General features: G+C 69.8%; 19 protein-coding genes. 9 read left to right on the forward strand and 10 right to left on the reverse strand.

The features are described from left to right. Position 1: 1 nt before the first annotated feature. Genes ACWIX6_RS19285 through ACWIX6_RS19315 form a run of 7 tightly spaced genes read right to left on the reverse strand, consistent with a single transcriptional unit; the run spans position 2 to position 7,017 of the window. Positions 2–637 carry a class II aldolase/adducin family protein gene (locus ACWIX6_RS19285; RefSeq protein WP_448614050.1) on the reverse strand — a complete coding sequence of 212 codons (636 nt, stop codon included), beginning with the start codon at positions 635–637 and terminating at the stop codon, positions 2–4. Beyond that, positions 634–1,365 carry a nucleoside phosphorylase gene (locus ACWIX6_RS19290; RefSeq protein WP_448614051.1) on the reverse strand — a complete coding sequence of 244 codons (732 nt, stop codon included), beginning with the start codon at positions 1,363–1,365 and terminating at the stop codon, positions 634–636. Before ACWIX6_RS19290 ends, ACWIX6_RS19285 begins: the two co-directional genes overlap by 4 nt. Continuing rightward, on the reverse strand, positions 1,362–2,402 hold the full coding sequence (locus ACWIX6_RS19295) for a s-methyl-5-thioribose-1-phosphate isomerase (protein ID WP_448614052.1): 1,041 nt from the start codon (positions 2,400–2,402) through the stop codon (positions 1,362–1,364). Before ACWIX6_RS19295 ends, ACWIX6_RS19290 begins: the two co-directional genes overlap by 4 nt. Before the next feature lie 44 nt (positions 2,403–2,446). Beyond that, a complete protein-coding gene (locus ACWIX6_RS19300; protein WP_448614053.1) occupies positions 2,447–3,391 on the reverse strand; it encodes an ABC transporter permease in 945 nt (314 codons plus the stop codon). Continuing rightward, positions 3,388–4,452, reverse strand: coding sequence for an ABC transporter permease (locus ACWIX6_RS19305; protein ID WP_448614054.1), 1,065 nt, complete (start codon positions 4,450–4,452; stop codon positions 3,388–3,390). Before ACWIX6_RS19305 ends, ACWIX6_RS19300 begins: the two co-directional genes overlap by 4 nt. Continuing rightward, a complete protein-coding gene (locus tag ACWIX6_RS19310) occupies positions 4,449–6,020 on the reverse strand; it encodes an ABC transporter ATP-binding protein (protein WP_448614055.1) in 1,572 nt (523 codons plus the stop codon). The genes ACWIX6_RS19305 and ACWIX6_RS19310 overlap by 4 nt, the downstream gene beginning before the upstream one ends. Further along, the gene (locus ACWIX6_RS19315; protein WP_448614056.1) at positions 6,001–7,017 is read right to left on the reverse strand and encodes a BMP family ABC transporter substrate-binding protein; all 1,017 of its coding nucleotides are present in this window, start codon (positions 7,015–7,017) and stop codon (positions 6,001–6,003) included. Before ACWIX6_RS19315 ends, ACWIX6_RS19310 begins: the two co-directional genes overlap by 20 nt. A 145-nt stretch (positions 7,018–7,162) precedes the next feature. Between ACWIX6_RS19315 and ACWIX6_RS19320 the strand changes: the two genes are divergently transcribed. Further along, a complete protein-coding gene (locus ACWIX6_RS19320; protein ID WP_448614057.1) occupies positions 7,163–7,891 on the forward strand; it encodes a GntR family transcriptional regulator in 729 nt (242 codons plus the stop codon). A 6-nt stretch (positions 7,892–7,897) separates the two neighbouring features. Here ACWIX6_RS19320 and ACWIX6_RS19325 read toward each other — a convergent pair whose 3' ends face one another. Continuing rightward, positions 7,898–8,353: a hypothetical protein gene (locus ACWIX6_RS19325; RefSeq protein ID WP_448614058.1), complete on the reverse strand. Its 456-nt coding sequence runs from the start codon at positions 8,351–8,353 to the stop codon at positions 7,898–7,900. A gap of 295 nt (positions 8,354–8,648) precedes the next feature. Here ACWIX6_RS19325 and ACWIX6_RS19330 point away from each other — a divergent pair, with 295 nt between their 5' ends. From ACWIX6_RS19330 to ACWIX6_RS19345, 4 genes are all read left to right on the forward strand, one after another. Then, positions 8,649–9,833, forward strand: coding sequence for an NAD(P)/FAD-dependent oxidoreductase (locus ACWIX6_RS19330; protein ID WP_448614059.1), 1,185 nt, complete (start codon positions 8,649–8,651; stop codon positions 9,831–9,833). A 151-nt stretch (positions 9,834–9,984) separates the two neighbouring features. After that, positions 9,985–11,286 (forward strand): amidase, encoded by a 1,302-nt coding sequence (locus tag ACWIX6_RS19335; RefSeq protein WP_448614060.1) that lies wholly within the window; start codon positions 9,985–9,987, stop codon positions 11,284–11,286. 452 nt (positions 11,287–11,738) lie between these two features. Continuing rightward, positions 11,739–14,492, forward strand: a complete 2,754-nt coding sequence (locus ACWIX6_RS19340) for an N-6 DNA methylase (RefSeq protein ID WP_448614061.1) — start codon at positions 11,739–11,741, stop codon at positions 14,490–14,492. A gap of 742 nt (positions 14,493–15,234) precedes the next feature. After that, entirely contained in the window at positions 15,235–16,086 is an 852-nt protein-coding gene (locus ACWIX6_RS19345; protein WP_448614062.1) for a hypothetical protein, read from the forward strand. Between the two features lie 739 nt (positions 16,087–16,825). Here the strand turns inward: ACWIX6_RS19345 and ACWIX6_RS19350 are convergent. Together ACWIX6_RS19350 and ACWIX6_RS19355 are read right to left on the reverse strand one after the other, a co-directional pair. Beyond that, positions 16,826–17,185, reverse strand: a complete 360-nt coding sequence (locus tag ACWIX6_RS19350) for a histone-like nucleoid-structuring protein Lsr2 (RefSeq protein ID WP_448614063.1) — start codon at positions 17,183–17,185, stop codon at positions 16,826–16,828. Between the two features lie 1,731 nt (positions 17,186–18,916). Then, a complete protein-coding gene (locus tag ACWIX6_RS19355) occupies positions 18,917–19,072 on the reverse strand; it encodes a hypothetical protein (protein ID WP_448614064.1) in 156 nt (51 codons plus the stop codon). Positions 19,073–19,581: 509 nt separating this feature from the next. Here ACWIX6_RS19355 and ACWIX6_RS19360 point away from each other — a divergent pair. The 4 genes from ACWIX6_RS19360 to ACWIX6_RS19375 all read left to right on the forward strand — a co-directional run bounded on the left by ACWIX6_RS19360 (position 19,582) and on the right by ACWIX6_RS19375 (position 22,575). Continuing rightward, positions 19,582–19,875, forward strand: coding sequence for a hypothetical protein (locus ACWIX6_RS19360; protein WP_448614065.1), 294 nt, complete (start codon positions 19,582–19,584; stop codon positions 19,873–19,875). Between the two features lie 596 nt (positions 19,876–20,471). Further along, the gene (locus tag ACWIX6_RS19365; RefSeq protein WP_448614066.1) at positions 20,472–20,876 is read left to right on the forward strand and encodes a hypothetical protein; all 405 of its coding nucleotides are present in this window, start codon (positions 20,472–20,474) and stop codon (positions 20,874–20,876) included. Next, positions 20,876–21,220, forward strand: a complete 345-nt coding sequence (locus tag ACWIX6_RS19370) for a hypothetical protein (protein WP_448614067.1) — start codon at positions 20,876–20,878, stop codon at positions 21,218–21,220. The genes ACWIX6_RS19365 and ACWIX6_RS19370 overlap by 1 nt, the downstream gene beginning before the upstream one ends. Beyond that, positions 21,217–22,575 carry a hypothetical protein gene (locus ACWIX6_RS19375; protein ID WP_448614068.1) on the forward strand — a complete coding sequence of 453 codons (1,359 nt, stop codon included), beginning with the start codon at positions 21,217–21,219 and terminating at the stop codon, positions 22,573–22,575. The genes ACWIX6_RS19370 and ACWIX6_RS19375 overlap by 4 nt, the downstream gene beginning before the upstream one ends. Positions 22,576–22,801 lie beyond the last annotated feature (226 nt).

The raw sequence follows: 22,801 nt of genomic DNA on the forward strand, positions 1-22,801 counted from the left end.
GTCAACCGTGGTGCAGGTCGGCGAGGGCCTCCCGCGGGAACTCGGTGGTCGTGTCGCCCACCGCGAGGCACCGGTAGGTCGCGGTCGCCGCCTCCTCCAGGTTCAGCGCCCGCCGGTAGGCCATCCCCACGTCGGCGCCCAGCGTCGAGCAGCCGTGGTGGGACAGGACGACGCAGTCGTGCTCGCGGGCCTGCTCGGCGGCTCCGTCGGCGAGCTCGTCGGAGCCGTTCGGGGCGTAGGGCACCGTGCCGACGGAGCGGACGTAGACGGCGTGGTCCAGGGTGACCAGCCGGATGCGGTGCCCCATCGCGTCCACCAGGACGGCGTGCTGCGGGTGCAGGTGCACGACGGCGTTGACGTCCGGGCGCACCTGGTAGGTCCGCTGGTGCAGCTTCCACTCGCTCGAGGGCCGCTCGGCGCCGCCGACGACCTCGCCGCCGAGGGTCATCACCGCGAAGTCGGCCGGGGTCAGCCGGTCCAGCCAGGTCCCGGCGCCGGTGACGACGAACTCCTCGCTGCCGGGCAGCCGGGCCGACAGGTTCCCGCCGCTGGCCAGCGCCAGCCCGCTGCGGACCGCCGTCCGCCCCACCTCGACGAGCTGGTCGAGCAGCTCCTCCCGGGTCCGCGCCGTCCTCACGCCAGCTGGACCAGCGCGTCCAGGGCCACGTCCATGGCCCGGTCCACGCCGGCCGCGACGACCTCCCGGTGCGGGTCGTAGCCGGTCGTCTCCCGCAGCTCGTCCGCGGCGACGCCGTCGACCACCAGAACGCCGCCGGTGGTGACCCCGGTCAGCGCGCCGTGCACGAGCAGCGCCGCGAGCTCCATCTCGATCGCCAGCACCCCGGCCGCGACGTAGGCCGGCATCGGGACCGGCAGCAGACCGGGGTAGAACGCGGCCCGGGTCCACACCAGGCCGCGGTGGTACGGGGCCTGCCGCTCGCGCGCGGCCGCGGTGAGCGCGAGCACCGCCTCCGGGCTGCAGACGGCGGGGAACTCCGGGGGCACGAGCTGCTGGGTGACGCCGTCGTCCCGGATGCAGCCCTCGGCCACGACCAGGTCGCCGTCGCCGATGCCCGGCTGCAGAGCGCCGGCCGTGCCCAGCCGCAGCATCGTCCGGACGCCGGCGTCGGTCAGCTCCTGGAACAGGCAGATGGCCCCGGGGGCGCCGACGCCGTGGGAGGAGACGAGCACCTCCGTCCCCCGCCAGGAGCCGCGGAAGGTCCGGTACTCGCGGGCGCAGGCGACCTCGGTGGGGTCGTCGAGCCGCTCGGCCATCCGCGCCGCCCGGAACGGGTCGCCCACCACGACGGCGCGCGGCGGCAGGCCGGTGCGCGGGACCCGGGTGATCGGCAGCAGCTCGGTCACGCCCGGTCCCCGTCGTAGTAGGACGCCAGGTCCCGCGGCGCGAACCGGCCGCGGTCGGTGACCACCGTGCTCACGTAGCGGGGCGGGGTGACGTCGAACGCCGGGTAGATGCCGGTGACCCGCTCCGAGGCGGTGCGCCGGCCCAGGCAGTGCAGCACCTCGTCGCCGTCCCGGTCCTCCATCTCCACGGCGTCCGCCGACGGGGCCTGCGGGTCCGGCGCCTGCACGAGCGCCACGTAGGGGACGTCGAAGGCGTGCGCGGCCACGGCGAGCTGCAGCGTGCCGATCTTGTTCACCACGTGTCCGTCCATGGTGACCCGGTCGGCGGCGGTGACCAGCCGGGTGACCTCCCCGCGGCTCATCAGGTGCGCGCCCATCCCGTCGGTGATCAGCCGGGTGGGCACGCCCATCTCGGCCAGGCTCTCCGACGTCAGCCGGGCGCCCTGCAGGTAGGGCCGGGTCTCGGTGCAGATGGCGTCGACGCGCTTGCCCGACCGCAGCACCGCGGCCATCGTCTCGGTGATGTAGGACTCCGCCCAGCAGTGGGTGAGCACCGTCGCGCCGTCCGGGACCAGGACGGCGGCGTGCTCCCCCAGCTGCCGGCTGCGGTCGAGGTAGCGCTGGCCGGCGGCCCGCGCGGCGCGCTCGACCGTCTCGGCGAGGGGCTCCCCGGCGTCCAGGGCGGCGTCGGTGACCTCCAGCAGCTCGGCGACGACGTCCCGGATCTGGTTGTTCGTCCGGCGGGTGTCCACCAGCCGCCGGCCGGCAGCGCGCACGGACTCCCGCCGCTCGTCGGCCGTGCCCAGCCGCTCGGCGGCGCGGGCGGCCAGGGTCATGCCGCCGGCGGCGGCGAACAGCGGGCCGCTGCTCTGGGTGACCATGTCCTCGATCGCCTTGGCGACGTCCTCGTGGTCGCGGCAGGTCACCCAGGTCTTCTCGAACGGGAAGACCCGGCGGTCGAGGATGCGCACCGCATCCGGCTCGATGAGCACGTTCTGGCTGATGATCGTGGGGACCGGGACGTCGATGGTGGTCACGGGGCGGACTCCGGGGTGGTCGGGAGGGCGGGTGCGGGGGGCCGTCACTCGAGGGACACGCGGCTGCTGGCCGCCGGGTCGGCCACCGGTGGCCGGTCGCCGGGCGGCGGGGACCCGGCCGGGGCCCGGCTCAGCGCCCGCCGGCTGCGCACGCTGGCCACGACCAGCGCGACCAGGGTGAGCACGTAGGGGGTCGCCGAGGCGACCTGCGAGGGCAGGCCGACGCCCTGCAGCCGGAAGCCGAAGGCCTCGGCCGCGGCGAACAGCAGGGCCGCGAGGAGCACGCCGAACGGCGCGGCCTGGGCGAGCAGCACGGCCACCACGGCGACCCAGCCGCGGCCGGCGGTCATGTTGTAGGAGAAGAGGACGACGTTGCCCAGCGACAGCTGCGCGCCGGCCAGCCCGCACAGCACGCCGCTGGCCAGCACCGCGCCGTAGCGGTACCGGACGGTGTCCACGCCCAGGCTGCGGGCGGCCTCGGGCGCCTCGCCGACGCCCTGCAGGCGGAAGCCCCAGACGTGCCGCCGGAGGAACAGCGCGAGGACCGGCACCAGCGCCCAGGCCAGGTAGGTCAGCGGGGTCTGCCCGAGGACCGTCGGCAGGCCCTGGAGGTCCGGGTCGGTGAAGGTGCCCTGCTTGCCGAAGACGGTGCGCAGCAGGAACGCGGTCAGGCCGACCGCCAGCAGGTTCAGCGCGATGCCGACGATGATCTCGTCGCCCCCGTAGCGCACGGAGGCGATCGCCAGCAGCGCCGCCATGCCGGTGCCGGCCAGCATCCCGGCCAGCACGCCGACCCACGCCGAGCCGGTCGTCCAGCTGCCCGCGACCGCGGCGAACGCGCCGACGAGCATGAAGCCCTCCAGCCCGACGTTGAAGACGCCGGCCCGCGCGCAGATCAGGCCGCCGAGGGCGGCGAGCAGCACCGGGGTCAGCGCCCGCAGGATCGACGGGACGATCGAGGCGTCGACCAGCTCGGCGAGGACGCTCATGCGGTGTCCTTGCGGGTGCGCGCCCGGCGGGCGGTGGCGGCCACGGCCGCGGCCAGGATGACGATCACGGTGGCCTGCAGGATCGAGCTCAGCTCCCGCGGCACCTCGGTCTCCCGCTCCATGCCGAACCCGCCGACCTGCAGCGCGGCGAAGAAGACTCCGGCCGCGACGGTGCCCAGCGGGTGGGCCCGGGCGAGGAGGGCGGCCAGCAGGCCGGTCCAGGTGTAGCCCGGCACGGTCAGCGCGCCGTCGATGTACCGGTAGGGCACCGAGGTGACGACCATCGCGCCGATCAGCCCGGCGATGCCGCCGCCGGTGACCATCAGCCGGGTCACCATGCGGGGGACGTCCACGCCGGCGTACTCGGTGAACCGCCGGTTGTGCCCGGTCAGCCGGACCTCGTAGCCGAACGGCGTCCGGGAGTCGGTCTGCACGAGCAGGACGACGATCACCGCCAGGACGACGGCGGACAGGCCGATGCCGGCGAACACCGGCATCCGGAAGGCCTCGCCGAACACCCGGCTCTGCGGCAGCCCGGTGCCCGGGTCGCGCAACGGGAAGCGGACCAGGTACGAGGCGAAGGCGACGACCGGGTAGGAGATCAGCAGCGAGCTGACCAGCAGCGGCACACCCAGCCGGTTCTCCAGCACGGCGGGGAGCGCGCCCAGCAGGCCGCCGGCCAGCGCCCCGGCACCGAGGGCCACCACCAGGGAGAGCGGCATCGGGAGGTCGACGACCGCCGCCACGACGGCGGCGGTGATCCCGCCGATGACGATCTGCCCCTCGCCGCCGAGGTTGACCACGCCGGCCCGCAGCGGGACGGCGACGGCCAGCGCCATGCCGACCACCGGGACCGCGACGATGAGGGTGTTGCGCCACTGGGTCGGCCCGAACGCGCCCTCCACCATGGCCGCGTAGGCCTGGACGGGGTTGCCGCCGGCGCCGAGCAGCATGACCGAGCCGATCAGCAGCGCGCCGAGCACCGAGAGCAGGATCGGCGAGCGCACCAGCGCGCCGAGGCGGCCGGCGCCGGAGGAGCTTCGGGGCAGCGTCGTGGTCACGACGCGGCTCCGTGCACGCCCGTGCCGGCCGGCAGGCCGGCCATGGCCAGCCCGACCGTCTCCTCCGTCGCGTCCGCGCGGGGCAGGTCGGCGACGACCCGGCCGCCGAACATGACCAGCAGCCGGTCCGACAGCGCCATCAGCTCGCTGAGCTCGGCCGAGGCGAGCAGCACGGCGTGCCCGGCGTCCCGGTAAGCCCGCAGCCGGGCGTGGATGTTCTCGATGGCGCCGATGTCGACGCCGCGGGTGGGCTGGTCGACCAGCAGCACCGGGGCGTCGTGGGCCATCTCCCGGCCGACGACGACCTTCTGCAGGTTGCCGCCGGACAGGGTGCTGGCCGGCACCGCGGGGCTGCTCACCTTGATGTCGAAGTGCTCGATGATCCCGCGGGCGTGCTCGCGCAGCGCGCCCCGGTCCAGCCGCCAGCCGCGGCGCAGCGGCCGCCGGCGGTGGAACCCGACGGCGAGGTTGTCGGCCACGCTGGCCGCCACGGCGGATCCGGTGGCCGCGCGGTCCTCCGGGACGTAGGCCACGCCGGCCTCCCGGCGGCGGCCGGCAGGGAGCCGGTCGAGCACCGTGTCCCCGACGCGGACCGACCCGGAACGCGCCGGGCGCAGACCGGCGATGGCCTCCAGCAGCTCGACCTGGCCGTTGCCCGCGACGCCGGCGATGCCGACGATCTCCCCCGCCCGGACCGACAGCGAGACGCCGTCCACCACGGGGCGGCCGGTGGGCCGCCCGACGGTGAGGTCCTCGACGCGCAGCACCGGCGCTCCGGGCGTCCCGGGGACGTGCGCGCCCTCGAGGTCCACGGCCCGGCCGGTCATGTGCCGGGCGATCTCGGCGCCGGTCGTCTCCGCGGTGACCAGCCGGGCGACGGTGCGGCCGTCGCGGAGGACGGTGACGTTGTCGCTGAGGTCGAGCACCTCGCCGAGCTTGTGGGTGACGATGACGACGGTGCGGCCGGCGTCCGGCAGGCCGCGCAGCACGTCGAAGAGCAGCCGGGTCTCCTGCGGGGTGAGCACCGCCGTCGGCTCGTCGAGGATCAGCACCTGGGCCTCGCGGTGCAGGGCCTTGAGGATCTCGACCCGTTGCAGCACGCCGACCGAGAGGTCCCGCACGCGGGCGCGGGGGTCGACCTCGAGGCCGTAGCGGGTGGAGACGTCCTGCACGGCCCGGATCGCCGCCTTCCGGTCGAGCAGGCCGGCGGTGCCGCGGGTCTCGGCCCGGTAGACGACGTTCTCGGCCACCGTCATCGACGGGAACAGCTTGAAGGCCTGGTGCACCATGCCCATCCCGGCCTGGACGGCGTCGACCGGCGAGCGGAAGGACACCGGCCGGCCGTCCACCCGGACCTCGCCCGCGTCCGGGGTCAGCAGGCCGTAGAGGACCGACATCAGGGTGGACTTGCCGGCCCCGTTCTCGCCGACCAGCGCGTGCACCTCCCCGGCGGCGAGGCGGAGGTCGGCACCGTCGTTGGCGACGACGTCACCGAACCGCTTGACGATGCCGGTGGCCTCGACCCGGGCCGGTCCCCCGGCCGTCAGGTCAGCCCTCGGCGGGGTCATCGACGGTGACCTCGCCGGAGACGATGCGGTCGCGGACCGCTTCGACCTCGGTGATGACGTCGGGGTGGTCGGCGATCAGGCACTGGGACTCCTCGACGCCGTCCTCGAGGCCGGTCAGCGTGACGCCGCCCTCCTCGAGGCCGTAGGACACCAGCCCGCCGCCCTCGCCGCCGAGGATCTTGCCGATGCTGTCGGCGGTGACCACGTCGACCTCCTTGATGACGTTGTCGACGACGTGGCCGGCGGCGTCCGGGCACTGGTTGACGTCGACGCCGAAGGCGGCGAACGAGCCGTCACCGGCCGCGTCGAAGACGCCGAGGTTGCCGGCCGCGGCCGCGGCCATCACGTGGTCGGCACCCCGGGCGACCAGGGCGAGCGCCTGCTCCTTGGCCCGGGCCGGGTCGTTGAACGGCGACGAGCCGCCGACGTAGAGCGGGGTGAAGGTGATGCCGGGGTCGACCGACTGGGCACCGGCGCCGAACGGGTCGGAGAAGCGGCGGATCTGCGGGGTGTCCAGGGCGACGACGGCGCCGATCTGGCCGCTCTCGCTGAGCAGTCCGGCCTCGACGCCGGCCAGGTAGACGCCCTCGTGCTCGCGGAAGACGGCGCAGGTGACGTTCTCGAACTCCTCGGTGGTGCAGGCGTCGACGAAGAGGAACTGCTGCTCCGGGTTCGCGGTGGCAGCGGCGGCGACGGAGTCGGCGAACTCGAAGCCGACGACGGCCAGCACGTCGGGGGCGTCGGCGACCGCGGCGTCCATCTGCTGCTGGATGTTGGTCGGGTCCTGGCTCTCGAAGACCCGGGACTCGCCGCCGGCGTCGGTGGCGGCCTGCTCCACGCCGTCGACGGCCAGCTGCAGGAACGGGTTGACGCCGACCGGCTCGGGAGTGATCAGGACGAGGCTCGGGCCTGCCTCGCCGCCGCCCTCCTGACCGGAGCCCGAACCCGACCCGGAGCTGGAGCTGGCGTTGCAGCCGGCCAGGAGGGCGACGCTCACCGTCCCCACCGAGAGGGCCGTCAGGAGGGCGGGGCGGCTGCTGAGCATGAGGGCTCCCGAGGAGTCGTCTGACGTCTGTCGTCCGTTAGGGTGCGACTATCTCGGCGGGTCCACCTGGGCGTCAAGCGGCAGCGGAAGGACAGCTGTGAACGTTCCGTTACGTGATGCCCGTCCGCTGCCCGCGCAGCTCGCCGACCGGTTGCGCCAGCGGATCGTCGAGGGCCAGTGGGAGCCCGGGCACCGGCTGCCGTCGGAGCAGGAGCTGGCCGCGGAGTACGGCGTGAGCCGGCCGACAGTGCGCAGCGCGGTGGCGCGGCTGGTCGACAGCGGGATGCTGCGGGTGCGGCACGGCGCCGGGACGTTCGTGACCAGCCACCAGGGCGGGATCCACGCCGGCCTGCAGGAGCTGCGGTCGACGACGCGGATCATCGCCGAGCAGGGCCACGACTGCGAGGTCGTGTACCGGTCACGGGACGTGCGGCCGGCGACGGCCGAGGAGGCCGAGCGGCTCGACGGCCCGGCCGGGATGCCGGTGATCGCGATCGAGCGGAGCTTCCTGGCCGACGACGACGTGGTCGCGTTCGAGCACGACCTGATCGACGCGGCCCTGCTGCCCGAGGGCGTGGACCCGGCGGGGATCACCGGGTCGGTGTTCGAGTTCATGGAGCCACTGGGGCTGCTGCCGGCGCAGGCGGTGGCGACCGTGCGCGCCGTGTACGACGAGTCGGTCGGCTGGGGCGACCGCCGTCCGGAGCGGCCGCTGTACGTCTGCCTGGACCAGGTGCACTACCTCGCCGACGGCCGGCCGATGAGCTGGTCGCAGGCGTTCTTCGTCGAGGACAAGGTCCAGTTCACCCTGGTCCGCACCCGCTGACCCGGGTCACAGGACGACGTCCTTGCTGCACGCCAGGGAAGGCTCGCGGTAGTCGGCGTCGCGGACGACGCCACTGAGGGAGGTGATGGTCACCGGCAACGGCAGGGCGATCGTGACCGGGTCGCCGACGATGTCCTCCTCCTGGATCTCCACCGTGAGGTACCTGCCCGAGCCCGAGAGCCTGGTCTCGCCTCCGGGGTCGTCGAGGCTGTCCACCTCTCCGTTCGACGACGACGTGAAGTCGATGCTGAACGACGGGTCGTTGTAGAGGACCTGCTGCCGAAACTTGAGCCTGAAGACGTCCCCGCCATCGAGGACGCCGATCGCACCCTGGTCGTGCACGAGCGTCGCCTTGAAGATCGTGAACGCGCCGGCGCAGCTGCGGTCAGCGGCCGCCTGCGCGGGGGCGACCCCGAGCAGGAGCAACGCTGCGGTGGCCGTGACTGTCGCGGTCCTGCGCATCGGTCAGGCTCCTGTCGGGCTGTGTCCGGTGAGGGGGTGGCGCCGAAAAGTACGGGGGCCGGAGATCGCCGGTCCAGCGTCGTACCCGGTGCGGGCGCCCCGCGCCGGTCGCTCCAGCGCGTCAGGGCGAGGAGTAGTCCGTCGATCACTCCTGCGCCACGAGCCGGGCGCGGTCGTCGTCCACGCGGGGCACCCAGGGCGGGCCCGTGGTGCGCGATCCCCACCCGCTGGGCAGGCTGGCCACCATCGCCGAGCCGCGGCGGCGACGGGTCCGCGGCTGTCCCGGGGAGCGGACGTGGAACACCACGAGGTGCTGGTCATCGGCGGCGGCAACGCCGGCATCTCGCTGGCGGCGCGGTTGCTCCGCGACGGCGTCCGGGACGTCGCCGTCGTGGCCCCTCAGCCGGTGCACCGCTACAAGCCGCTGCTGAACTACGTCGCCGCGGGCGAGGCGACCATGGCGGACCTGGAACGGCCCATGCAGGACGTCGTCCCGGACGGGTGCAGCTGGATCCGGGACTCCGTCGTGGCGGTCGATCCGGCCGCCACGACCGTGCGCACCCGGGGTGGGCGGACGCTGCAGGGCTCGACCCTCGTCCTCTGCCCCGGCCCGGTGGAGGACTGGGCGGCCACGCCCGGGCTGCAGTCGGCGTACGCCGACGGGTGGGCGGCCTCGTCGTACGTCCCCGGCAGCACACCGCAGGTGTGGCCCCGGCTGACCTCGCTGCGCGGCGGCACCGTGGTGTTCACCGTGCCGCCGGAGCCGGCGTCCTGCGGTCCCACCGCGCTGAAGCCGCTGCTCATGGCGTGCGACCACTGGCGGCGCGCGGGTGTCCTGGGTGAGCTGGACGTGCGGCTGGTCCTGCCCGGGCCGACCGCGACGGGGAAGCCGGAGGCCGACGAGGTCCTCGACCGCACCTTCGCGGACTACGGCGTGGAGGTGCTGCGCGGGGCCCGGATCGACCACGTGGACTGGGACGTCCACGACATCACCGTGACGACGCCCGCCGGACGACGCGTCCTCGAGGACGTCGCCTTCGCCCACGCCGTCCCGCACTACCGGGCTCCGGAGTGGATCGCGGACGGCGGCCTGGCCGCCACGCCGACCCCCGGCCTCGTCGACGTCGACCCGGAGACGCTGCGCTCACGCCGGCACGAGTCGGTGTGGGCCCTCGGCGATGCGGCCGCCGTGGCGACCCGGCCGTCGGGTGGGGCGCTGCGGCCCCAGGTCGACGTCCTGGCCCGGAACCTCGCAGCTGCCCGGGACGGGAAGCCGATGCAGCGGTACGACGGGTACACGGTCGTGCCGATCACCCTGAGCCGCCGGAAGCTGCTGCTCGTCGAGGTCGACCGCGAGAACCGGCCGACCCCGTCGGTGCCCTTCGTCGACCCCGTCAAGCCCCGCCGCGCGACGTGGCTCTTCGACCGCCACGTCCTGCCGGTCGTCTACTGGCGGCGGCTGCTCCGGGGCAAGGTGTGAGGCCGTTGCCTCGACAGCTGTGGGCGCGAGGACCGGATACTGAGCGGGTGGGCACCTCCGGGGTCGAGCGATGGTCCGCTCGTCACGACCGCAGCGAGGAACTGGCCGCCGCGACCGTCGTCCACTCTGCCTTCCACGAGGGGCGCGACGCATGACCGCGACGGACGCGCGCAGCGTGGTCGCCGCGGACCTGGCGCGGATCGCCGAGCTCGACCCCGTCGTGATGGCGTTCGAGGAGGTCTTCGGCGACCAGGCCACGGCCGCTGCGGAGGCACTCGACGCCGGGACCGTGGACGCGGCAGAGGTGGGCACCGGACGCGCCGGTGCGCGGGCCGGGGGCGGACCCCTGCACGGGGTCACGGTGGGCATCAAGGACATCTTCGAGCTCGCCGGCCGAGCGCCCGGCAACGGGAACCGGGCGGTGTTCGAGATGCTGGACCGGCCCACCCCCGAGGCCGACGCCCCCCTCGTGCGAGCCCTCCGCGGGGCGGGGTCGGTCGTGGCCGGGATGACGCGACTGACCGAACTGTGCTGGTACCACCCCACCGTCACGCGCAACCCGCACGACCTGGGCTGTACCCCTGGGGGGTCGTCCAGCGGGTCGGCCGCGGCGGTGGCCGCGGGGATGGTCCGCGCGGCGGTGGGCAGCCAGACGAACGGTTCGGTGGTGCGACCGGCGAGCTACTGCGGGGTCCATGCGTTCAAGCCCAGCTTCGGCCGGGTGGACACCACCGGGATGACGAAGATCAGCCTGTCGTTCGACCACCCGGGGTTCTTCGCCCGTGACGCACAGACCCTCTGCGCCGTCACGGCGGCGGCCGGAGGGTTCCACGTGCCGACGGCGACCGCTCCCCTCGTCGCCGGCGTCGTCGATCTGACCGAGTTCGGCGAGATCGACGCCGAGGTGCGGACGGTCGTGGACGACTACGTCGATCTGCTCCGCGACGCCGGGCACACGGTGGTGCGCGTGCAACTGCCCGAGCTGCTCGCACCGGAGACGTTCGAGGCGTTCTACGGGGTGTTCGCGCCGGAGCTGCACGCGCTGCACCGCGAGCTGCTCTCGCCCGGAACGGCTGCACGGCTCGGCGCAGAGACCCTGGAGATCCTGCGGCGCGGCGCGGACACGAGCGCGGCCCGACGGCGGGCCGCCGAGCAGGCCTGCGCGGAGTTGCGCACGCGGGTGGACGGGCGGTTCGGCGACTGCGACGTGCTGGTGCTGCCGGCTGCGACGTCCGCTGCGCCGCGAGGGCTCGCGAGCACCGGCTCGCCCACGGTGTCGACGTTGTCGAGCCTCACCGGGGTGCCGGTCGCCGCTGTGCCGGCAGGAGCCGGGGTCTCCGGTCGCCCGGTTGGCGTGCAGTTGTGGGGACGTGTGGGATCCGACGAGATGCTGCTCGCCGCGCTGCCCTCACTGCCGTCGCGGACCATCGCCCCGAGGTTCGCCCCGGCCTGACACGGTCCTTCCTGAGCCGCACCGCCCAGCGACCGTCCTCCCTCGTCGGCGCCCCCGGTCAGACGTTGAAGCGGAACGTTCCCTGGGGTATTGAGCGGCGTTGACCATAGCTGAGACAGGCTGTTGAGCTGGACTTTCGTGGTTGAGCAGTGATGGCGGGAGACGGCCTCGATTGGAAGTCTTGTGGACTAAGTGTGGACTGACGTCCACGCGTTCGGGCGTGTCGAAACGACCCCCCGCCCCCCTCGACAGCGCAGACCCCGCAACTCCAGTCAATCCGTCCGCTCCAACGACAGGACGGTGGGACTGCCCCCACTTCGGTTGAGTCATTCGGTGGGGTGGATGACCCGGCAGCGATTGAACGGGAACCTGCGGGCGACGGGCGACGTCCGGTCTACGTTCAACGGGTGGCTCGTCGTGCTCCGAGGGACTTCCCCTCCGACCCGCCCGCCGTGATCGCCGGGATGGCCGCGGCGCTGTACTCGGTCGGCGCCCCACGGCCCTCGGTGTCGTTGGCCGCCCTCGCGCTGGACGCGGCGGCGTGGCGCTGCGAGCGTGACGGGCGGCCGCTTCCGACCGGGCTGCGGCCCGCCGCAGCGGCAGCGGAGGTGCCGACGGAGCCGCCGCCGGAGCTGCGCGAGCTGCAACGGGAACTGCTCCCTCTGCTTGCACCGGAGGCGCTCGTCGGATGGGTCCCTTCGCTGGTGCGCGCCTTCGCCGCGGAGTCGGGGACGGCCGAGAACCTTTCTGCGGAGCCCTTGCTCGACGTTGTGGTTGTTGCACTCACGGCGCGGGCGCGCCAAGCAGCGGACCGGCCCATAGTTCTGTACGACCCGACGTGTGGCACTGGCGGGACGCTGTGCGCCGCGTCCGCCGGGCTCCTGGCGCTGGGTGCAGCTGTCGCGCCAGTGGGGCAGGACGTGCAGCCGATGGCCGCCTTCGTCGCGTCCTGCGCGCTCGCCGTCGCCGGGCTGGACGGTACGGCCGTCAATGCGGACTGCCTGGCCGACGACCGCCTGCCCGACCTGCACTACGACTTCGCCGTCGCCGACCCGCCTTACGGCCTGGGCTGGCACGGGCAGGCGGCCAGAATCGAGGAGCAGCGCCGTGCCGGCAGGTTCCCGGCGGGCCTCCCGCCGAAGTCCGATGCGACGCTGCTCTTTGTCGAACATCTCGTCGAAAAGATGCGCCCTGCTGACCAGGGCGGCGGCCGCGCCGTCGTGCTCCTGCCGCCGACCACGCTTCTGACCCAGGGCGGCGACGCCATCCGACGGTGGCTGCTCGCCAAAGACCTCGTCGAGGCCGTGATCGGGCTGCCGGAAGGGCTTGCATCGCACACGAGCATCCGGCTCAACGCGCTTGTTCTGACGAACCGGCGGCCCCAGCAGCGACAGGGCAAGGTGCAGCTTGTAGACCTGCGCGGTGCCTACGAAGACCAAGGACGAGGGAGGCTATCCCGGCGTAGGCTCCGGCCAGACGCGCTCGACTCGCTGCGGCAAGCGCTGTCGACCGTCAGGAATGGGCCCGTCAGCCGCACGGTCGACGTCCAACGGTTCCTGCGCCGGACCGTCACCGTCGCATCAGCCGCGGGCGAGGGCGGATTCCGGCGGTGGTCCCTGCCGCTGTCACTGGCTGACGACGCTGACAGGCACGTAGCCAAGCACGTGCAGTTTCCCGCGTCACAGGTGGAGGACCCCGGGCGGGACAACGCCTGCCGCATCGACCTCGACGATGTATTCAACCGCGACGCCGGGCAAGTCGACGCTTGGATTCGCGAACGCCGATGGCCCGTCACCCGGCTCGCCGCCGTCGCGGATAGTCCCGCCTTCGTCCCGTCGGCGTCCTCCAGCGACCGCGAGCACGCCCTTGCCGCCCTTCCCGCGGGGCCGCTAGTGATGCTTCCAATCGAGGCAACTCACCCGGCCGTCGTAGGGGAACCGACCGACGACGCCCCCGACCGGCGGTTCATCGCCTTCAGAACCGAACTGGGCCTGACCGCGGAGTTCCTCACCGGCTACCTCAACAGCCGCCACGGACAGCTCGCCCGCCGCGCCGCACTCGAACCGCTTGGTGGAATGCCGTCCCCACACACCGTGCCGCGCTCCGGCGTCGACGCGATGCTGGCCGCGCTCGTTATCCCCGTCCCCGACCCCGGCACTCAGCGGCCACTCGTCGACGCGGACAGTGCCGTTCGGGCGGCCGCCGCCCGCGCCGCCCGCGCCGCAGATGACCTGTGGCGGACGCCTGAGCGCCACGCTGAGATCGTCCGGCAGGTCGCCAGCCCACAGAAGCCGCAGCGCCTTGCCGAGTGGGCCCAAGAACTCCCCTACCCGCTCGCGACCGCCCTGTGGGCGTGCGAGGCACGCAAGGACAATCCCGACGCGGCGAACCGGCAGCTCTTCCTGTTCTGGGAAGCGACCGCGGCCTTCATCGGCACGGTCCTGCTCTCCGCGCTTGACCAGGACAAGTCCTTGCGCGACGCAGAGATGGCTTCGCTTCGCGCCACTCTTGCCTCGGGCGGGTTGTCCATGCAGCGCGCGACCCTCGGGGTCTGGCTCGTGCTCGTCCAGCGCCTGGGACGCAGGTTCAGAGACATGCTCGACAGCGACGATTCGGACGAGCGCGCCCGCGTTGCCGCGCTATTCGCGGGCGCTCCCGAGGAGCTCGTCCGCGCACTCTGCAGCACTGAGGTCGCGTCCCTACTTGGGGCCGTCATCAAGCGCCGCAACGATTGGTCCGGCCACGGCGGTTCGACGACCGCTCGCGTCCTGACTGAACGCAACGCCTGGCTGGTCGAGCAGGTGGAGGCGCTGCGCGCCATCGTCGACGAGGCGTGGGCCGACGCGCCGCTGGTCCGTGCCGGCCGGGCGTCGATCGGCGACGGCGTCTACACCTATGACGTGGAGCTCGTCATGGGGCTTAACACGCCGTTCCTTACGGACTCGGTCACAGTCGGAGCGCCGATGAACACGGGAGAGTTGTACCTGGCCACCGACGGCGCGCAACGCGCGTTACGCATCGAGCCATTCGTCCAGCTTCGTGTAAGCCCGGAGACCGAGCAGTACACCTGCTACTTCTACAACCGCAAGGACGGTGAGGTGGCCCGGCTCGTCTCCTATCACCTCGCCGGCGACGGGGAGGTCCGGGAGACATCTCCTGGGCTTGCCGTGCTGCTCGCAGCGTTCGAGGCGGAGCAGCAGCAGTAGTAGCGACAGAGGCACACACACTGAAGCCCAACTGGCATTGACCGCCTCGGCTCGGGGCCAAGCCCGCGCCCGCAGGTTCAGTGCTTCCGCCGCGGGTTAAGGCGATCGACAGGTCGCAGTTACGGTCAGCACTCGCTTAGATTGCGACGGCTTGCTCCGGTAAAGCCGTAACGAGCGCGGCCCGCGCTACCCCAGCTACACGGTGCCTCTGCCGCCGCGGTCGCCGCTGGGCGACGCGGCAGCCCGTCTTGGCGGCGGCAATCTCAGCCAGCGGGAGAGGCACGACCGCGAGATCCCGAAGTCCCGAGCAATCTGCGCGCGTGCCCCGCCCCCTGCGGGCCGCGGCGATGTCGTCACGACGGAACTCGGCCGAGAACGGCTTGGGCACGAAGCTGATCCCTCGACGAGGCAGGAGCCTCCCAGGTCCAAGTAATCAACCGAAGCGGGGCAGTCCCCCAGCCACCGAGGTGGAGACTGGGCCGACGCGCCTAGTCGCTTGGCGTCCATGACCAGGATCGGCCATAGAGTCGCCACCAGGGACGGGCCCCCCGCCATCGCAGCGAGGCGGCTGCGTCGACACAGCGACTGCATGGGCGGCCACATGAGCAAAAAGCGCAAGTCGAGTGCGCCCAGGCGCCGGCCGACAGCCCCCTCCACGGCTGCAGGCGCGGAAGGTGGGGTCACACGCGGAGGTAGGACCGCTAGTAATCGACGCAATCCGCCGCCTCGAGCAGCTGGACCCATGCAGGCATGGCACAGCCTTAGCCGCAAATGGCGAACATCTATCGGCACGATCGTGACTCTTGCTACCGTCCTGGCCACTTGGGACCCGATCAATGACGGGCTGATCCAACCCATAGTTCACTTCGGCGAAAACCGACAGCCCGCGCGAGACGAGGGCATATTGGCCGAGCTACGTGCCGGGATCCTATTCTCAGAGTTCCAGAGGATTCTAAAGGCGCAACCCGTAGCCATTCTGAATGACCACATAGACATTCAATCCCATGCGAGCGGGCCAGTTCGTGATGAAATCTTCATGCTGCCCACGGCCTACGTGGAAGCTTTCGTTGACCGCAACCAGGTTGTGGTGGCCTATACGGTCACCGCTCGTGGCGACGAACTTCCTACAGTGAAAACTTCTGCGGGCAGCGTACATCTCGGCCACACGAGCGTAAAGGATGCGCCTAACGGTAGTACCGGGGTGCAGAATGTCGCCTTTGTGTGCGGCGCCCATATCGAAGCCTACTACGAGATCACCGGAACGAATTTGGCACAACAAGCGCGCACTTATGCCTACGGGTACACGGGTGCCGGGGGGCGTCCAGAGGGTTACAAGGGGCCGAGTTGCCCACCCGGGTCATCAGACCTTCTTCTGGACCCCGCAGTCGCAGAGGAGGCGGGGGAAAGTGAGCATTACATGGTCGACGTGTATGGAGCAACAGAAACGTTCTTGCAGCAGGCGACCCGGTTTCGGACGGGGCTAATAATAAATACAGTTACAGTGACGGCACCGAGTGTTCCGATCGTGCCCCAGATGCTGTCGCTTCATCCTGAGACCGTCACCAGCCTCGACCCCTCAAGTAACGTCTATTGACTCGACGCCGGGTCGACAGATGCTCCCTGATCCGCAGGACGCTATAGACGCTTTCTTCAGGTCGCCTTGAGTGAGCGCTCCGCGCCTGCCCTTTCGTGGCCCTGAGGGTCACCACACTGCCAGGGCGGCTGATTGGGGTTCGCGAAGGTCTAACGCTGTCCGTTTCCGCAGGTCCAAAGGAAATGCGGTCGTCAGCGAACCGCTGCGGACAACCGCGGACGCCGTCGTTTGGCCACCATCGTGGCACCACCGCGGAGCCGCATGATCCGGAGCGTCTTGACCAGGCGGACGATCACAACACAAGGCGGCGCGGTTAGTACGTCGGTCAGTGCTATCGACAGGTCAAAGTGACGGTTAGGACACGTCTAGACAAGGCTTCCGCCGCCCGAGGAACGTCCGTTCTCGCGCGGATCTCGCGCCGGCGCAGGCCCAGCCCTACAGGGACGGTGGTCAACTGAACCGGGGGCAGCCCCGCCTGCCGACAAGGCCCCACCGCCGGACCGATCACACGCGCTGCATTCCAGGCCGGACGCCCTTCCGGACCCCGGCCCGATGACGCACGCCCACACGGGCCTCTTGACCCCAAGGCCGAAAGCTAGCCCCGGTCCCCGACGGTCAACGTGGGGACGCGGGGCTAGGGATGACCTTCCAACATCCGCAAGGGCTATCCAGTGCGCAAGCCTCAAGGGTGAAGAGAGGTATTGCGACGACACCCTGGGTCTGGCCTGCCCGCCCCTTCTCAGTTGCCGGCGGCCTTGAACTGCTCTACCACGTCCCTCTTGATGCGGCCGCGCGGGGACACCTCGATCCCCTGGCCCTTCGCCCAAGCTCGGACGGCTGCGGGGTCGATCGAGTCGGTGGTGGTGTGACGAACAGCACCTCGGCCCTTGTTCGTCGAGCCGGACTTGCTCATCGAGCCGACCTTCCGCGCAGCGCTCACGTACTTGTCGAAGACGGCGCGGAGGTCCTTCGCGTTCTGCTCGGAGAGGTCAATCTCGTAGGTCGTCTTGCCATCGATGCTGAATGAGACCGTCTCGGTAGCGTCGCCGCCGTCGAGGTCATCGATGAGCTTCGTGGTGGTGATCGTCTTGGTCGCCATGAAACCGATTGTGGGCCCATCCTCCCGGAAGTCAACCGAAGAAGACCGCAATACCCATGGAGGGTCATGACTCTGACAGTGAGGTGGAGTGGCAATGACACAGTGCATTCCCCGACTGGCCAAATCACAAACAAGCGAGAGCACTGCGAGATCTTAGCTATGACAACGCGTTGGTCGAGGCGATGAACTCGCTGTTCAAGGCCAAGCGGGTCCGCAACCGCGGTCCCCTGGAGGTGCATCGACGACCCCGAAATCGACGTCGCCGCGTACATTGACTGGTTCAACCACCGCCGCCTGCACGGCGAGATCGGCCTGATCCCACCGGCCGAGCACAAGGACGACTTCTACCGGCACAACACCGCGGCGACTACCGTCGCAGGGGCAGTTCCGAGCCCCCACCGAACCCGGCACGGGACAGTCCGTCGCCGCGTCGGGCCTTCCCGGCCTGACGCCCCCCGTAGGCTCCCGGCATGGCGGGCAGACGTCCGACGCCGCCGCGGCGCCTCGCCCGGCGGCCGCTGCAGCGCTGGTGGGGGACCGGATCGCGGCACCATATGGTGGGTATCGCGCTTTCTGTCGCGATCTTCGCAGTGTCGTTGGGTCTAGTGATCTTGTTCGAGGGAGACTTGCGCGAGGAAGTACCTCCTCCGCCGCCGTGGGCGAAGGGCTATCAATTCAGCGAGGTGCTCACGGTTCTTGCCAGCGGATGCGGGGCGTCCGCTGACAGGACCTCAGTGCCCGATTCACCTTCTTCGTCGGGGGCAGTCCAATCCTCCGACCAGATCCCTTCTTCCCCCTCCGACTTCTCGGCTCCCTCAACGCCGGGAATCACCTCGTCGGAGCAGGCATCGGCCGCCGTCGCCACGACAGGTGAGGGCTGCTTGCCCGACGGTCCAGTCCTCAACGATGGCACCGCACTTGGGAATCTGCCGTCGCGACCTGACGGGCAGCGCAAGTGTTATACAGCAGATGCGTCGTCAGTCATCTGTGGCGAGGGGGACGGTCCCTTCTACAAGTACGAGATGGTCGATCAGAAGGAAGCCGGCTCACAAGCAGCCGGGTCAGCTGCGTCAGACTCGGGTCAGAGCAGCGGAGGTAGTTCCGTTACCGACTGGATGCAAGGACTTGGCACCGTTGTGTCTGCTTTGCTAGCAATCCCGACGACCCTGGCGGTCATAGCAGCCGCGAGGGCCCGGAGGAGGCGCCGGAAGGCGGCTTTGGCACTCGCCGCAACAACGACAACCATCGACGGGGTTGAGTCGCCGATTGACGAGTCAGGGGGCGAGGCTGTTGTTTCGGCGGAGCGGTCCGAGCGGACGCACGAGTCGCGACCCGACGGCACCCCGGCTCCTAATCCGGAATCCATCGAGGATTGGGAGGCCTACCTCAAGGGACCCTGGAGAAGCTGAGGGAGGAAGCTAGCCCGAATCTTTCACGGTCATGATCATCTCGATGGTCGTCGGGGTTCTGGTCCGGCGTGGGCGTGAGACTGGCATGTGGGTGTGACGGATCGGCCGAGGTCGCTCGGGTGGGCGCCGGTTCCACGGTCCGGTGATCACTGCGGTCGTAGCGACGGGGAGCGCGGTTGTCAGCCCGGCGCTGGCGCCGCGGCGGGTCCGGTCAGTTGGGCTAGGGCGTCGAGGGCCTGCAGCGCGAGCGCAGTGAAGGGCGCGGTGGCGGCCAGGTGCAGCAGCCGGCGGCGGCCGGTGCGGGCGTGGCGGGCCGGGATGGTCAGTAGTCGCAGGCGCAGCCGCTTTGGCTCCCAGCGGCGGCCTCGTGCTCGGTGAGGGCGAGGGTCTGCATCCGGACGAGCAGGTCGGCGGCGAGGGCGACGAGTGCGCACCAGATCTGGTTCTTGCACGTCGATGTCGTCTCCCGTGTGAGCATGAGAGGCAGGGCTCCTTCGAGGTGGTGCGGTGGTCAGAGACTGCCATCCTCGTAGGAGCCCTCACCGTCTCGGCGGAGCTCCACGGGTGGGGATTTTCAGTGAGTAGGTCTGGGGAGCTTCAGCTGAGCGCCGTCAACATCGCGATGATGCGCACCTCGGCTACATCCGCGCGGTGGACCGGTGGATCGACAACCCGATGCGGGGCGTCGGGTCTATGAGGTCGAAGGAGTTGCGCTCCGTGCCTTCATCGAGTCTGCGCCGTAGTTCAGCACTAAGGTAACTGCAAGGAGCATGAGGTGACACTCTGCAGCCAACACTTCATGGAGCGCGGCCTGGCCCTCAACGTCTCATGAGGCACCGCTAGCGTCTCCTATGTGACTTGGAATCCAGCCTCCCGGGAGATGCGGCCGGGTCCGCTCTCGGACGAACTCATAATCGCCATCCAACAACAGCAGCAAGCCGAAGCGGCGGCACGGCGCATGCAGGAGCACCTCCTGCTTCACCTCCGGTGACCGCCACTCGTTGGGAGTACTTGCGCCTTAGGTATCGCTACTCGCGCGACGATGACCCCAACAGCCCGGCTGCTTTTGTGCTCATGCGTTCCGGTCAGCCTAAGCAAGAAATATCCACCGAAGGGCCTTTCAGATTCATCGATTTGCTCGATGAGTTGGGCGCGGATGGATGGGAGCTTGTCACCGAGCGGACCGAAGACACCGTCATCTTCCGCGAGATGTACGGCTTGCACAATGTGGGCAGCGCCGTGGGCATCTATTACACATTTAAGCGGCCGGTATCGGACTGAGCACGCCCTCTCACTGGCGTAGCAGGGCCCGGTGGTAGATGCCGGGACCACGGTGAGCCGGGCCAACGCAGCAGACAGGCGCGGGCCGGGCATGGCTACCCGGCGTGACCCGCCCGTAAGTACCACGCCCGGCACTGCCAGGCCGACCTGACGGCGTTCGCCGAAGTCCGCTGAAGTCCGAAAAGGCCTGGTGAGCCGGGGGTTCTCCGCTTCGCCGGACGACGGCGAACAAGCACGAACCAAGATCGAATTGGGCGATCTGCAACCACAACTGCAACCACTCCAGCCGTTGCTCAGCCTTGCTCAGGAGCTCTCATCGACAGCAACCGGTGAGCGGTGTGGGATCCAGAGTTGGGCGCTCTGGCCTCGCAGCCGTTCAAGCCGACGCACATCACCGCCGACGGGACCCCGAACCTGTCGCCGAGTCGACTCTGTCCCGGCGACCGCCAACAACCGCAGCAGAACCGACGACGAGCGCGGGGAGCGTTGGATCGGTGGCAAGCAGCAGGCACGCCGCGACGATCTGCGGCGACCATGATCCAGCTCTACAGGCTCGTCCCGGCGGCGCCCACCTGTTGTCACCCCCACTGACTAGAGTGCGCCACAGCAAGGCCTACTACGACGTGGGAGGTGCAAGCAACGAGGTGTCAGCGATCGCCGAGCAGGCCGCGGAGGTGTTGTCTCCGACACAGTCGCTGTCAACCCTGCTGGCCAGCGAGTCGTTCCTCCTGGCGACTGTAAGTCTGACCGCCACCCTGATCGCTCCGGGGCGACGCCGGACCGCACGCCTGCCGATCCCCGGCGCCTGGTTGGCCGGCCTGTCCGCAGGAGCCGTCTGCCTCGCGGCCGTCGGCGCGGCAGTTTCGTGGTTCATGATCTTCGGAGGAGGAAGCTTACGACCGCTTCCTGAGGCAATCGTGGCGGTCTGCATCTTCCTCATGATCGCTATTCAGCCAGTCCTGGCAGTCGCACTCGCCATGGGCCTACGCACGGAGAGCTAGTGGCTTTTCGCATTCCGGTAGAGCTCCGAGAGGCGGCTCTGACATTCAAGGTCAAGAAGTGGATCGAAAGTAGGAATTTCCCACAGGCGCACTACTTCGAGACGATCGACATAGTTGTTGAGCAGCTGGAAAAACTCAACTCCGACGGAGACGTAACCAACAAGCAGCTTGCAACCATCCTCGCGGTAACGATCGACCACGAAGGGTCTTTAGCGGAGCACGCCCTAAAGGCAGGAGTGGAGATCGGAACCGACGAGAAGTGGAGTCAAATCTGCACAGCAGCCGCCTGGACTGTGCTTCAAAGTTACTTCGCAGCAAGGGAGAAGGGAGAGTGGCCCTCGTGACACAGGACGAACCTCAGGCGTGGATGACCGAGGAAGCGCTCGACCACGCAATCAGTGAATTGTTGGACCTGGCGGCTACTCGCGGCAACGAGCTACGTGAGTTGCAGGGCCGCAGCGCGCCTGACATGCCGCGTATTGAAGAACGACTTCGTAACGACCTCCGCCGGTCCCTGACAGAAGAGATCGTGCCGGCGTCGCGCGGGCGCAACGGAGAGATTGACGCCCACGAGGTCGAACATGAGGTCATCAAAAAGGCATTGATCGGGATGAGACTTCCCGCACTGCGCGAAGCGGCCCGCGACGAGGGACTACCTACTTCCGGAGCAGCAGAGCAGGTGGCCACCCGAGTGGCGCAAGCGCACGGATGGAATCCCGAGGAAGTAGCACGCCTCGTCCTCCGCTACGAAGAGGAGCCCACCGCCGAGCGCGGACATGTTACTCGCCTCTTTCCGCTCCGCGACAACGTGGAGATCAAATACGCACTGACTCGGTTGACGGTTGTTGCCGGTCGGTATATCCGCGTCGGAGTTGCTCGATGGTTCGTATTTGAAGAGGTTAAGCAGGCAAGCGAGGCACGCTTAGAGATTTCTGGCTCCTACCGCGCTTACCGGGCGACCGTAGACGAAAGTGCTGGACAACCTTCCCTGACGCCGGTCCCCGGCCGCGAGCCCGTCCGAGTCACCTTGGGCGGTTCGGACGTCCTTCAAGTCCATGGAGGAGGCGTCCAGGCGGCTCGAGCAGCGGCTCACGCTCTGGCAATCGTGATCAGGACACCACTCCGGGGTTATGTTCCTAATGCGGAAGCGGGTGCGACCGCTCTCACGGGGAGTGTCCATCCAACCTCGGAGTTCATGCTGGACGTCCTGTCTTCCCGACTTGGCGACCTTGGCTTCTACAACCGAAACCTGACGGTCGCGCGGTTTAAAGTCGGCGAATCAGAAGATGATGAGTCCGGCGAGCAAGAAGGAACCCGGCCGAAACTTCGAGCGGTCCGCTTTGAAGGCCAGCATATCCTTGACTCGATTGCCGCCTGCCGGCTCTTGGCAACGGAGAGACGCCCGTTGCCGGAGATTGCCCTTCAGGCCTTCTTCCAGCCTGACGACATCGACAAGCCCACTCGGTTGCCGATCAAGATTGGGATCGAGCGAGACCACGTGCTTGCGGCGACCGGACTGGGGACAGAACCCTTAGTGTCGTCCAGTGCTCATCAGCGAGTCTTGACCGCTCTGAAGGAAGAGATGGAGCTTGGGGTCTCCGACACAGAGAAGCTGCGTGAACTCATACACCGCGTCAATGCGCGGGCTGAGGAAGCCGCGCCCCCCGAGGCCGCCACGATGCTGCCGGACTCAAACTAGCTGCAGAGCCTAGTCGCTCAATCGCTGAGCGCCTTGCAGCCTCAAGCTGGCCGCCGGTCGTTTAAGGCCAGGCTTGGGACGCCCCGAGGACTTTGGGCGTCCCAAGCCTGACGAGGGATGCAGAGGATTGAGGCGCAGACCTTTCATAGCCGCCCGTGCGGCCACACTTCAGGACTCCGGGACTTCCGGAAGGGACGATGCCCGACCTCGTCAGCGTCGAAGGTTG

The sequence above is a fragment of the Modestobacter sp. URMC 112 genome (assembly GCF_053502575.1).